The sequence below is a fragment of the Desulfurivibrio nitratireducens genome (assembly GCF_044068515.1).
In the GTDB taxonomy this organism is placed as follows: domain Bacteria; phylum Desulfobacterota; class Desulfobulbia; order Desulfobulbales; family Desulfurivibrionaceae; genus Desulfurivibrio.
Window position 1 is genome coordinate 1 of the sequence record NZ_JBIPKI010000005.1, and the last position, 11605, is coordinate 11605.

Below are 11605 nucleotides of genomic sequence, written 5' to 3' on the forward strand. Positions count from 1 at the left end.
GGCATTCATACCGACAGGACCATCGGCCGGGCCACCTTCAATATTCCCGGCAGTTTTAACGACCACTACTTCCATGGCCTGGCATTGTCCCGGGGGATGGGCGAGTTGCGGCAGCATTTTTCCTGGGAAGTCGAGGGGACGGCGGCCTGGCACCGGGATCGGCGCAGCGGTGTCCGCCAGGATTACCAGGAATTCACGGCCGCCGCCCTGGTGCGCTATCACAACTTGCCGTGGAATCATCTTTTGCCGACCACCGTGGCGGCCGGCAATGGCCTGTCCTACGCCACCAGAAGTCCGCAAATCGAGGCGGACTTAAACGCCGGCCGGAGCAGGCATCTGCTGAACTACCTGGCTCTCGAGCTGGCTGTGGCTCCCCCCCGCTTTGCGGGAGTGGAACTGGTTTATCGCATTCACCATCGATCCGGGGTATTCGGCTTGTTCGGCGGGGTTCGGGGAGCGTCGGATTTCTACCTGCTGGGTCTGCGCTACCGGTTTTGAGAAGCCTTTCGCTGCTTGCCCGTTTCGTGATCATTGATCCCATCCCGGCGTCTGTCTCCCATCAGTCCCAGACCCCCGCGATTTTCTCCCCGCAGGAAGGACAACGGCCGTCGGCAAGATTGTTCCGGCCGATGCTGAAGCCGAAGCGTTCCAGGAGCAGGGCGTTGCAGGCGGGACAGTAGGTGCTTTCGCCGCCCTCGCCGGGGATGTTGCCCTCATAGACATGGCGCAGGCCGGCGGCCAGCCCGATTTTCCGGGCCTTGCGCAGGGTGGCGACCGGGGTCGGCGGCCGGTCGAGCATCTGGTAGGTGGGATAAAAGGCGGTGACGTGCCAGGGGATGGCCGGATCGACTTCCTTGATGAAGGCGGCAATCCGCCCCAGTTCGTCATCGCTGTCGTTCCAGCCGGGGATGATCAGGGTGGTTACCTCCACCCAGACCCCGAGCCGGCGCATGAGCCGGACATTATCCAGCACCGGCTGCAGGCGGGCTTTGCAGACCTGGTGGTAGAATTTTTCGCTGAAGGCCTTGATATCGATGTTGATGCCATCCAGCACCGGAGCCAGGTGCCGGGTAACTTCCTCTCCCATGTAGCCATTGCTGACAAAGACGTTTTTGATCCCCCGCTGGTGGGCCAGCACCGCGCAGTCGTAAGCGAATTCGTAAAAAATGGTCGGCTCCACATAGGTGTAGCTGATGCTGCGGCAGTTGGCCTGCTGGGCGGCGTTGACCACGTCCTCGGGGGATCGCTCCCGGCCGATGATTTCGCCTTCGTGGGCGTGAGGATACTGGGAGATCTGGTAGTTCTGGCAGTGGGCGCAGCGGAAATTGCAGCCCACCGTGGAGATGGAATAAGATTTGCTGCCGGGCAGGAAATGAAAGAGCGGTTTTTTTTCGATGGGATCGATATTCTCGGAAACCAGCCGGCCGTAAACCAGGCTGTACAGCTTGCCCTGCCGGTTTTCGCGGACCCCGCAGATGCCGCGCCGGCCCTCCTTGATATGGCAGTTATGGTGGCAAAGCCGGCAGAGGACGCTTAACTCTTTTTCCTGGTCATAAAACAGGGCTTCTTGCATGGCTGTAATCTCCCGCGAGGAGGTCGATCGGGGGCGGAGTCTTCTGCCTGAGCTATCCCGGCTAACCTTGCCGGTGACGTTTTTTTATTACAGCACAATCACTTGGCTGCTGTCAAATGGCCGGCCGGGTTTGGCCGGCTGGGAGTCGGGCTCGCCCGGCGGCCCCGGCATCCCTTATCCCTCTGGACCTTTGTTCTGAATTAGCGCATACTGACAATCAGAGTAGTTGCCTGCGTTATCCTTAAATTCAATCGAATGAGCGAGCGAAATGACCATGCGGCATTGGCGGAGCGCGTTTTGGCTCGGGATTTATTTTATCATCGCCACCGGTCCGTTGCTGGCCATGCTGATTGAACCACCGCCGGGCCGGGGCTTCTGGCGGGAGTTCGCGGTGGGCCTTGGTTTTGCCGGCCTGTCGATGATGGGCCTGCAGTTTTTTCTTACCGGTCGCTTCCAGCATTTGACCACCCCCTACGGGATTGACGTGGTCTACCATTTTCATCGCAATATCTCCCTGATCGCCTTTGTTTTTCTTTTTCTCCATGTGGCGGTGCTGCTAAGCGCCAGCCCCGACCTTTTTCTCCTGTTGGCGCCGGCGTCGGCGCCGGTCTGGATGATTACCGGGCTGATCAGTTTCGGGGCCTTTATCGTCATCATCATAACTTCCCTTTACCGCCTCAAGCTGGGCCTGCCCTACGAGGTCTGGCGGATGATTCACGGCTATGTCTCGGTGCTGGCCGTGCTGTTGGCCCTGCTCCATATCATCGGGATCGACTACTACACCGAAGGCCCGGTCAAGCGGGGAATCTGGATGGCCATGGCCGCAGCCTGGCTGCTGGCCCTGGTCCATGTCCGAATCATCAAGTCCTGCCGGATGCTGCGGCGGCCTTATATCGTGGAGGAGGTGGCCCGGGAGCATGGCCGATCCTGGACTCTGCGCTTGCGTCCTGACGGGCATGGCGGAATGGATTTCAAGGCCGGTCAATTCGCCTGGCTGACCCTGGGCCGCTCGCCTTTTGCCATTACCGAGCACCCTTTTTCCTTTGCCTCCAGCGCTTTGGAGCAGGGCAGCCTGCGGCTGACCGTCAAGGAACTGGGTGACTTCAGTTCCCGGATCGGGGCCACCAGGCCGGGGACCCGCGCCTATCTTGACGGACCCTACGGCTCCTTTACCATCGAAGGCCGGGACGCCCCCGGGTTCTGCTTTATCGCCGGCGGGGTGGGTATTACCCCGGTTATGAGCGTTCTGCGGACCATGGCCGACCGGGGCGACCGGCGGCCGGTCCTGCTGCTCTATGGCAGCAATAGTTGGGATGACGTCACTTTCCGGGAAGAACTGGAGAGCCTCCGGCAGCGGCTGCGGCTGAAGCTGGTCCATGTCCTGGATGATCCTCCGCCGGACTGGACCGGGGAAAAGGGCCGGGTCACCGTTGAGCTGATGGCCGCCTACCTGCCGGAAAACCGAATGGAGCTGGAGTATTTCATCTGCGGACCCGCCCCGATGCAGAAAGCAATTCAAAAAGCGGTGGTCAAGCTGGGTTTGCCGCCGGAGAATATCCACTCCGAAAGCTTCAACTTCGTGTAACCGGGCGGCAGAGGCGCATCTTGCGACGATCGAGCCGGCTCACATAGCCGAAGTATGCGTCGCCGTCTCGCTTGCCGCAATATGCGCCTCTGCCGCCCGGTTACCGACGGGATTACAGGGGGCGCATCTTGCGACGATCGAGCCGGCTCACATAGCCGAAGTATGCGTCGCCGCCTCGCTTGCCGCAATATGCGCCTCTGCCGCCCGGTTACCGACGGAATTGCAGAGGCGCATCTTGCGACGATCGAGCCGGCTCACATAGCCGAAGTATGCGTCGCCGCCTCGCTTGCCGCAATATGCGCCTCTGCCGCCCGGTTACCGACGGGATACAGGGCGCATCTTGCGGCGATCGAGCCGGCTCAGATAGCCGAAGTATGCGTCGCCGCCTCGCTTGCCGCAATATGCGCATTGGTGGCAGGATTGGGGCGGGGGCGGGAGAGTGGTTCTGGGTTTGCTGAACGATCAGGGAGGTCTGCTGCATGCGGGAGTTATATTCGACCCAACTGGCCATTATTGTAGGGATCCTGGTGCTGATAGCCAGCGCGGCTTTCGCTTTTCTGCAAGCGCCCGAACTGTTGGAACAACCTGACTCGAGGGCGGCCCGGGCGGTCCAGGTGGTTTCGCATCCGATCGCCGGCATGGAGGAGTGCAGCCGCTGCCACGGCCTGCGGGGAACCAGCCCCTATCCCAGCAATCACACCGGCTGGAGCGATGAAAGCTGCACCAGATGTCATCAGCCCGCGTCCTGAGCGCCAGGATGATCGCTGCGGCGGTTGTCCCGGCCCGGCAATTCCTGACCCGGGGCGGCCCGGTCTCCCGGAGACAACTATGATTATTGCCAGCTACTATAAAATCCCGGCGGTGCGCCGCCGGATGCTGGAATTTCTCGGTGGTTCCTCACCGGAGCAGGTCTCCGCCGTCTATCTGAGCCGTTGCGATCTGCCGACTCCGGCGGACTTCCGCCCCCAGCCTCCGACCTCCCTCGACCTGTTCCTCGCCCAGGGCCTTGATGTGGGGCGCTCCTTGTGGGATCGCCATTACCTGGTAATTCACCTCGATCTTGAATACGTCAATTTCGACTTCCCCGCCGAACCGTATCTCGATGCCCAACGCACCTTCGCCGTGCAGCAGCCGATGGTCGATGCCGTCCTCGCCCTGCTCGCCGACTTCGGCCTGCGGCCCTTGCACCTGCTGAGCGGCCGGGGGCATCACTTCGTCTGGCAGGTGCCGCGGGCCAGCTCCGTTTTCAGCGCCCTGGCGGACCTGGTCGTCCTGCCGCCGCATCTGGCTGAAATCTACCGGGGCCCGCACCCGCCTTATGGCGAGCCGGTGGGCCTGGACCAGGGCCGGGCCTTTGCCGGCCTGGCCCTGGTGATCGAATATCTGGCCCATCTGATCAAGGAGCGGGCGGCGGCGGTCTCGCCGCTGCCGGTGGAATTGACCGCCGTAACCGTCGGTCCCCAGCAGCGGGGCCGGGAAATGGTTTCGGTGGATATCAGCGAATACGCCGATCCCCTCCATTTGCGGATGATCCGGCTGCCCTTCAGCGTCTATCTCAAGCCCTGGCAGAAATACGGCATCTTGAATCAAGCAACCCGGGATCGCATCCCGGTCATGTTCGCCGTCCCCGCCGGCGGGGCCGGCCCGGAACGGGCGGTGGCCGCCCTGCGCGATGCCACTCTGGCCGCCGACCTGGCCGCCGTTGCCGATACCAGGATTCCGATTCAGACCGCCGGCACCGCCCGGCTGTTGGCGGCCTACCGCGCTTCGCCCCTGGCGGAATTTCATCGCCGCTTCTATGCCGCCGAACATGATCCGCCCCAGCAATGGTCGGCGGGCTACGATCTTTTTACCGGGGAGGAGTTGCCGCCCTGCGTGGGCCATATTCTCAACCACCCCAACGATCTGCTGCTGCGGCCGGCCGAGATCCGCCAGGTGGTGACCACCCTGCTGGCCCTGGGCTGGCACCCCCGCCATATCGCCGGCCTGATTCGCTCCAAGTACGAAAGAGATTACGGCTGGGGCAGCAGTTGGTATCTTTATGACGCGGCCAGCCGGGCCGACTTCTATACCCGGGTCTTTGCCGGTCTGATTGCCGTCGGCCTTGATCGGCTCCAGGATTTTAACTGCGTTTCGGCCCGGGAAAAAGGGCTGTGCCGGGAGCCGCGGGCCGGCTGTGACCTGGAGCTTTTGCGCACAACCCTGCTCAACAGGAGTGAAATATGAGCGATTGGCCCGTGGGGCTGTCCACCGGCAGCTTTTACCGTCGCGGCATCATGGAATGCCTGGAGCCGATTAGGGCCCACGGCTTCACGATCCTGGAGATCTGTTCCTACCGAAAGCACCTCGACTACCAAGACCGGGATCAGGTCCGGCGGATCGCCCGGCACCTGGAAGCCCTGGGCCTGGAAGCCTATTCCTTCCACGCCCCCTTCGCCGGGGATCTCGATATCACCGCCCCCGATGAAGGCAACCGGCGCCGCAGCATCGGGGAAATGCTGCGCGCCGCCGAGGCCGCCGCCATTCTTGACGCGCGCTACCTGGTCCTGCACCCCGGACCGGAAAAGGAACTGGATCTTGGGCCCGCAGAAAATATGGCCCGCCAGCGCGCCGGAATCCTGGCCCTCAATGAAATCGCCGCCCGCTGCCGGGCCCTTAATCTCCGCCTGGTGCTGGAAAACATGCTCCCGCACCTCTTCTGCGGCGCTATCAGCAACCTGCTGCGCAGTCTGGGGGACATCCGGGGGGAGGAGGTCGGTACCTGCCTGGATACCGGGCATGGTTTTTTGAGCGGGGAGTTGGACCATATCACCACCGTGCTGGCCGGTTCGCTGAAAATGGTCCACGCCAGCGACAACGGCGGCCAGTACGACGATCATCTTCCCCCGGGCCGGGGCCGGATCGACTGGTTGCGCCTGTTGAGTCACTTGCAGCGGACGGGATTTGCCGGCAGCATTATCCTGGAGCTCAATGGCGACAGCGCCGAAAAACCGGCCAGCCTGCTCCGGCAGGCCCAGGCGGCCCGGCTTTACCTGCGGCGGCTGCTTCGGCGCCTGGATCTTGAGGCCGGCGCCGCCGGCCCTAAAATGCTGACCGAGGGACGGCCGGACTGAGCCGGCAATTGTTAAAGGATACCGATTCATCTAAAATATGAAAACAAACAACAAACTTTACGGAGGTGACCAATGAAAGGACTAAAAGCGGTGAATCTGCTCATCGTGGCGGTGTTGGTGGCTGTTTGGGGCCTTGCCGGAGGAAGTTTCGCGGCCACGGAGCCCGAAAAAACCACCCGGGAAGATGTGCAGGAAGAAACCCGTGAACTGCTGGATGCGCTCAGGAGCTATGGCGCCGATCAGCGCGATGAGGCGAGGGCCAAAGCCAAAAAGGCCCTGGCCAATCTCGATGCCCGGATCAAAGCCCTCGAAGGCAGGATCCAGGATAACTGGGACAAGATGAGCAAAACCGCCCGCGAGAAGGCCAGTGAGAACCTGGAGGCCCTGCGCGAGCAACGGGAGAAGGTGGCGGAATGGTACGATCGTTTGGCCAGCGGCTCCGCTACCGTCTGGGACCAGGTGAAAAAGGGTTTTTCGGAGGCCTACACATCGTTGGCCGAGACCTGGGAAAAAGCGACCCGGGAGTTTGAGGCCGAGGAGGAGAGCGGCGCTGCCAAGGAACCGGAACCGGCCCGTTAAGGGTCCGGGCGCCCAGGGTCATGCCGATTCATAACGCGGATGTGGCCGCCATTTTCGACCGGGTTGCCGACTTCCTGGAGATCGCCGCCGCCAATCCCTTCCGGATTAGGGCCTACCGCAACGCCGCCCGGACCATAGCGGATCTGCCCCAGAGTGTGGCCGGGATGGTGGCGGCGGAGGAAGATCTATCCCGGTTGCCGGGGATCGGTCACGATCTGGCGGAAAAAATCGCCGAAATTGTAGCCACCGGAAGCCTCGGGATGCTCGACGAGCTTACCCGGGAGCTGCCGGCCGAGTTGACCGACCTGTTGCAGGTGGCCCAGCTCGGTCCCAAGCGAGTGGCGATCCTCTACCGCCAGCTCGGCATCAGCAATCTGGCCGAACTGGCCGCCGCTGCCCGGGGGCAGAAAATTCGCCGACTCAAAGGGTTCGGGGAGAAAACCGAAAACAAAATACTGGAGGAACTGCAATGGCGCCACCGGGAGCAGGGCAGGATCAAGCTCATCCGGGCCGAGCAGGTGGCCGAACCCTTGCTGGCCTATCTGGCCGCGGTGCCGGGGGTGACGCGGGCGGTGGCGGCCGGCAGCTATCGCCGGCGCCGGGAAACGGTGGGTGATCTCGATATCCTGGTGACCTGCCGCCCGGCCAGCCCGGTGATGGAGCGGATGGTCGCCTACGAGGATGTCGCCGCGGTGATCGGCCGGGGCGACACCAAGTCGACGGTGCGCCTGCGGGACGGGTTGCAGGTCGATCTGCGGGTCGTGCCAGATGAGTGCTACGGGGCGGCCCTGCATCATTTCACCGGTTCCAAGGAGCATAACGTCGCGGTGCGCAAGATCGCGGTCCAAAAGGGGCTGAAGATCAACGAGTACGGTGTCTTCGGGGGCGAGGACCAGCAACGGCGCCTGGCCGGTGCCAGCGAGGAGGAGGTGCTGGCCGCCATCGGACTCCCTTTCATCGAGCCGGAACTGCGCGAAAACCAGGGGGAAATCGAGGCGGCCCGGAGCGGCCGGCTGCCCGAGCTCATCGTTGCCGACGATATCCGGGGCGATCTCCATGTCCATACCACGGCCACCGACGGCCGCGCCTCCCTGGGGGAAATGGTCGCGGCGGCCCGTGAGCTGGGTTACGAATATCTGGCCATCACCGAACACAGCCGGGCCATCGCGGTGGCCCATGGTTTCGACCGCCGGAGACTGGAACAACAGCTGGACGAAATCGATCAACTTGCCGATGAATATCCGGGCTTTCGGATCATTAAGGGCATCGAGGTGGATATCCTCAGCGACGGTTCCCTGGACCTGCCTGACACGGTGCTCAAAAAGCTCGACCTCACCGTCTGCTCGATCCATTCCGGCTTCAATCTGCCGGCGGCCCGGCAGACCGAACGGATGATCCGGGCCATGGATAACCCCCATTGCCGGATCATCGGCCATCCCACCGGGCGGCTGATCAACGAGCGGGCCCCCTACGGGGTGGACATGGAGCAAGTCATGGCAGCCGCCCGGGAGCGGGGCTGTTTTCTCGAACTGAACGCCAATCCCGATCGCCTTGACTTGACCGATCATCATTGTCGCCTGGCTAAAGAAATGGGAGTCAAGGTCGCCATTTCCACCGACGCCCACTCGGTTGCCGGGTTGGCCAACATCAAGTACGGCCTTGATCAGGCTCGCCGGGGCTGGTTGAGCCGGGATGATGTCCTCAATACCCGCCCGGTTGCAGAGTTGCTGCAACTCTTGCGAAGATAACCCCAGAGGGATGCCGCGCTGTTGTCCGGCTCCCTTTTGTTCCGCCAGGAGTAAGATATGGCCCAGGATATTCTCACCGTTACCCTTAATCCCGCCTTGGATCTTGCCACCGCCACCGAAAAACTGACGGCCGGCCCGAAGCTCCGTTGCTCGGCGCCCCGCTTTGATCCCGGGGGAGGCGGGCTCAACGTGTCGCGGGTGATCGCCGAATTGGGCGGTCACAGCAAGGCCTGGACGGTTCTGGGCGGCAGCTTGGGCAGCATGTGCCAGGATCTGCTGCGGAGCGAGGATATCGCCTTCACCTTCATGGAGGGCCCGGGCATGACCCGCTTGTCGGTCAGTGTCACCGAGGAGGTGAGCGGCGACCAGTATCGCTTCGTCCTGCCGGGCCCGGAGTTCGGGGCCGCGGATGGTGAGCGAGCCCTGGAGAGCATCGAGCGGGCTCTTTCCGGGCCGGGCCTGGTCGTGGTGTCGGGCAGTATGCCGCCGGGGCTGCCGGCCTCCTTCATGGGCCGGTTGGCCGGCCGGGTGAGCGCGGCCGGGGCCCGGCTGATCCTTGACAGTTCCGGGGCCCCGTTGCAGGCGGCCCTGGACGAAGGGGTTTTTCTGGTCAAACCCAATCTCCGGGAGGCCCAGATCCTGGCCGGGCGCGATCTGCCGGACACGGAGGCCCGGCTGGTCTTCGCCGGTGAGCTGATCGACCGGGGCGCGGCCGAGGTGGTGGTGATCAGCCTGGGTGGCGAGGGCGCTTTGGTCGTCGGCAAGGATCTGCGGTTGCTCCTGCGAGTGCCTCCGGTGGAGGTCAAAAGTGCTGTGGGGGCCGGGGACAGCACCGTCGGCGGCCTCACTCTGGGGCTGGCGCGAGGAGCAACCCTCGAGGAGGCCGCCCTGCTCGGCCTGGCCGCCGGCACCGCCGCCGTCTCCACCGTGGCCACCGCCCTTTGTCAGCGTGAGGATGTGCAACGGCTGCTGGATCAGATCCGGGTGGAGCGGCTTTAATGATCCTTCAGGCCGAGTTGTCGCCCATCGTGCCCACCGTCGAATCTGGTTGATATCTGTAATCTAACCCTTGCAGAAAGGAGGAAAGCCATGGGATTCAAAGACGATGTCAAAAATGCCGTCAACTGGGACGTCCCCGGGGTTGCCCCGACCGATACCCTGCGGGTCGCCATGCAGATCATGACCGACCACCGGCTCTCGGCCCTTGTTGTGCGGCGGGACGGCGAGGTGGCGGGAGTGGTGACCGATATGGATATTGTAACCAGCATTGGCGGTCAGGAAGATCTTGACGGCAAGCAGGTAGCCGACATCATGACCGGCTGTCAACTGATTACCGGCAAGTCGGCCAAAATTCCCTGTGTTCAACTTGCTTCCGGCCACAGCGTGAAATTGGCCCTGGATGTTATGAAGCAGGGCGGCATTCGCAACCTGGTGGTTGCGGGCGAAGACGATAAACCCGTGGCGGTGGTTTCAGCCCTGGATCTCTTCCGCCGGCTGCTGGAACCGGATCGGTCGTGATCGCGATATGCGCCCCACCGCGGCATAGCTGCCGGCTCCGCCCGCAGTTTGAGCATCCGCCGTTAAAGCAGGCCAATTACGGCCGCAACCGAACCAAGAGGAGGACACCATGAAAAAGCTGTTGGGCAGTGCGATTTTTTTGAGCTGGACCTGGATTTTTATTGTGGTTGCTGGCGCCGGCTCCATAAGCCCGGTCAATGTCGATGCCGATGGAGTGGCCCTCAGGGGCTATGACCCGGTGGCTTATTTCACCATCGGCAGCCCGGTAAAAGGGCAGCCGGAACTGGTGCATGAATGGCAGGGGGCCAAATGGCATTTTTCCAGCCAGGAACACCTGGCCATGTTCCAGGAAAATCCGGCCAGATATGCTCCCCAGTATGGCGGCTACTGAGCCCTGGCCGTTAGCCGTGGGTCCACGGCAGACAGCGACCCGGAAAGCTGGGCCATTGTTGAGGGCAAACTTTATCTCAACCGGGACCGGGAGATTCAGGAAATCTGGAACCAGGATCGGGCGGGGCATATTGAAAAAGCCGATCGCAACTGGCCCCAACTGCTGGGCAAGTAGTTCTTCCCCGAAGGCAAAACATCCGGGCGGCGCGGGGTCAGCTGGTCATCAGGCCGCGCAGGACCGCCAGGTTTTCAATATCCTCGCGGAGGTCCGGGCCTTTGTCGGTTTCCAGCACCATGGGATGGCGGCGGAAACGGGGGTCGTTCATCAGCAGGCCAAAGCCTGCCCGGCCGATTTCGCCCTGGCCGATGTGGGTATGGCGGTCCACCCGGCTGCCCAGAGGTTTCAGGGCGTCGTTGAGATGGAAAAAATGGAGCCGCTCCAGGCCGATGATCCGGTCCAGCTCCGCGAAGGTTTTCCGGTAGGCTTGCGGGGTGCGGAGGTCGTAGCCGGCGGCGAAGGCGTGGCAGGTATCGAAACAGATCCCGAAGCGTTGCGGCTGCCGGCAAGCGGCGATAATTGCCGCCAGTTCCTCGAAGCTGCGGCCCAGGTTGGTGCCCTGACCGGCGGTGTTTTCCAGCAGGATCGTCACCCGGTTGGCCTTGCCGGCCTCCTCCAAAACGGTGTCGAGGTTGCGGCTGCACCGGGCAAGGCCCGCCTTCGTCCCCTGGCCCAGGTGAGAGCCGGGATGCATGATCAGCCAGGGGATCTCCAGGATCCGGCAACGTTCCAGCTCGGCGACCAGGGCCGCGATGGAGCGCTCCTCGGTTTCCGGTTTGTTGCCGGCCAGGTTGATCAGGTAAGAGTTATGGGCGGCCACCGGCGGCTCTCCGGCCGCCTGCCAGGCCGCCCGGAACGCGGCGGCCTCCTCCTCGCTGACCGGGGCCGCCTGCCACTGCCGCTGGTTGCGGGTAAAGATCTGCAGGGCTTCGCCTCCCACCTTGCTAAGATGGTCAAAGGCATGGTGGAGGCCGCCGGCCACCGACATGTGCGCTCCCAGCAAAGGCATGCTTTTTCCTCCTGAAGGTTTTCCCTGGCCTT

11 protein-coding genes and 1 pseudogene are annotated in these 11605 nt (G+C 62.9%); 10 read left to right on the forward strand and 2 right to left on the reverse strand.

Translation table 11 applies throughout. The features are described from left to right. A pseudogene (locus ACHHTY_RS03050) lies at window positions 1-498 on the forward strand (hypothetical protein); the annotation flags it as partial. Between the two features lie 61 nt (window positions 499-559). On the opposite strand, the gene amrS reads toward ACHHTY_RS03050, so the two are convergent. Continuing rightward, window positions 560-1573, reverse strand: coding sequence for an AmmeMemoRadiSam system radical SAM enzyme (gene amrS / locus ACHHTY_RS03055; protein ID WP_395492587.1), 1014 nt, complete (start codon window positions 1571-1573; stop codon window positions 560-562). A gap of 268 nt (window positions 1574-1841) precedes the next feature. Between amrS and ACHHTY_RS03060 the strand changes: the two genes are divergently transcribed. From ACHHTY_RS03060 to ACHHTY_RS03100, 9 genes are all read left to right on the forward strand, one after another. After that, window positions 1842-3158, forward strand: a complete 1317-nt coding sequence (locus ACHHTY_RS03060; RefSeq protein ID WP_395492588.1) for a ferredoxin reductase family protein — start codon at window positions 1842-1844, stop codon at window positions 3156-3158. A 479-nt stretch (window positions 3159-3637) separates the two neighbouring features. Beyond that, entirely contained in the window at window positions 3638-3907 is a 270-nt protein-coding gene (locus ACHHTY_RS03065; protein WP_395492589.1) for a hypothetical protein, read from the forward strand. 79 nt (window positions 3908-3986) lie between these two features. Continuing rightward, window positions 3987-5384, forward strand: coding sequence for a hypothetical protein (locus ACHHTY_RS03070; RefSeq protein WP_395492590.1), 1398 nt, complete (start codon window positions 3987-3989; stop codon window positions 5382-5384). After that, window positions 5381-6271: a sugar phosphate isomerase/epimerase family protein gene (locus tag ACHHTY_RS03075; protein ID WP_395492591.1), complete on the forward strand. Its 891-nt coding sequence runs from the start codon at window positions 5381-5383 to the stop codon at window positions 6269-6271. The genes ACHHTY_RS03070 and ACHHTY_RS03075 overlap by 4 nt, the downstream gene beginning before the upstream one ends. Before the next feature lie 72 nt (window positions 6272-6343). Continuing rightward, window positions 6344-6850: a sll1863 family stress response protein gene (locus ACHHTY_RS03080; RefSeq protein ID WP_395492592.1), complete on the forward strand. Its 507-nt coding sequence runs from the start codon at window positions 6344-6346 to the stop codon at window positions 6848-6850. A gap of 20 nt (window positions 6851-6870) precedes the next feature. Next, window positions 6871-8598: a DNA polymerase/3'-5' exonuclease PolX gene (polX, locus tag ACHHTY_RS03085; protein ID WP_395492593.1), complete on the forward strand. Its 1728-nt coding sequence runs from the start codon at window positions 6871-6873 to the stop codon at window positions 8596-8598. Between the two features lie 57 nt (window positions 8599-8655). After that, window positions 8656-9597, forward strand: coding sequence for a 1-phosphofructokinase family hexose kinase (locus tag ACHHTY_RS03090; RefSeq protein ID WP_395492594.1), 942 nt, complete (start codon window positions 8656-8658; stop codon window positions 9595-9597). Between the two features lie 90 nt (window positions 9598-9687). Next, window positions 9688-10116, forward strand: coding sequence for a CBS domain-containing protein (locus ACHHTY_RS03095; protein WP_395492595.1), 429 nt, complete (start codon window positions 9688-9690; stop codon window positions 10114-10116). Window positions 10117-10225: 109 nt separating this feature from the next. Then, the gene (locus ACHHTY_RS03100; RefSeq protein WP_395492596.1) at window positions 10226-10681 is read left to right on the forward strand and encodes a YHS domain-containing (seleno)protein; all 456 of its coding nucleotides are present in this window, start codon (window positions 10226-10228) and stop codon (window positions 10679-10681) included. Window positions 10682-10718: 37 nt separating this feature from the next. Here the strand turns inward: ACHHTY_RS03100 and ACHHTY_RS03105 are convergent, their stop codons facing one another. Beyond that, window positions 10719-11573 (reverse strand): deoxyribonuclease IV, encoded by an 855-nt coding sequence (locus ACHHTY_RS03105; RefSeq protein WP_395492597.1) that lies wholly within the window; start codon window positions 11571-11573, stop codon window positions 10719-10721. Between the last annotated feature and the right edge of the window lie 32 nt (window positions 11574-11605).

What these genes read in the sequence shown, in the direction of transcription:
- amrS (WP_395492587.1), bottom strand. Translation starts at nt 1,573, where the DNA reads ATGCAAGAAGCCCTGTTTTATGACCAGGAAAAAGAGTTAAGCGTCCTC.
- ACHHTY_RS03060 (WP_395492588.1), top strand. Translation starts at nt 1,842, where the DNA reads ATGACCATGCGGCATTGGCGGAGCGCGTTTTGGCTCGGGATTTATTTT.
- ACHHTY_RS03065 (WP_395492589.1), top strand. Translation starts at nt 3,638, where the DNA reads ATGCGGGAGTTATATTCGACCCAACTGGCCATTATTGTAGGGATCCTG.
- ACHHTY_RS03070 (WP_395492590.1), top strand. Translation starts at nt 3,987, where the DNA reads ATGATTATTGCCAGCTACTATAAAATCCCGGCGGTGCGCCGCCGGATG.
- ACHHTY_RS03075 (WP_395492591.1), top strand. Translation starts at nt 5,381, where the DNA reads ATGAGCGATTGGCCCGTGGGGCTGTCCACCGGCAGCTTTTACCGTCGC.
- ACHHTY_RS03080 (WP_395492592.1), top strand. Translation starts at nt 6,344, where the DNA reads ATGAAAGGACTAAAAGCGGTGAATCTGCTCATCGTGGCGGTGTTGGTG.
- polX (WP_395492593.1), top strand. Translation starts at nt 6,871, where the DNA reads ATGCCGATTCATAACGCGGATGTGGCCGCCATTTTCGACCGGGTTGCC.
- ACHHTY_RS03090 (WP_395492594.1), top strand. Translation starts at nt 8,656, where the DNA reads ATGGCCCAGGATATTCTCACCGTTACCCTTAATCCCGCCTTGGATCTT.
- ACHHTY_RS03095 (WP_395492595.1), top strand. Translation starts at nt 9,688, where the DNA reads ATGGGATTCAAAGACGATGTCAAAAATGCCGTCAACTGGGACGTCCCC.
- ACHHTY_RS03105 (WP_395492597.1), bottom strand. Translation starts at nt 11,573, where the DNA reads ATGCCTTTGCTGGGAGCGCACATGTCGGTGGCCGGCGGCCTCCACCAT.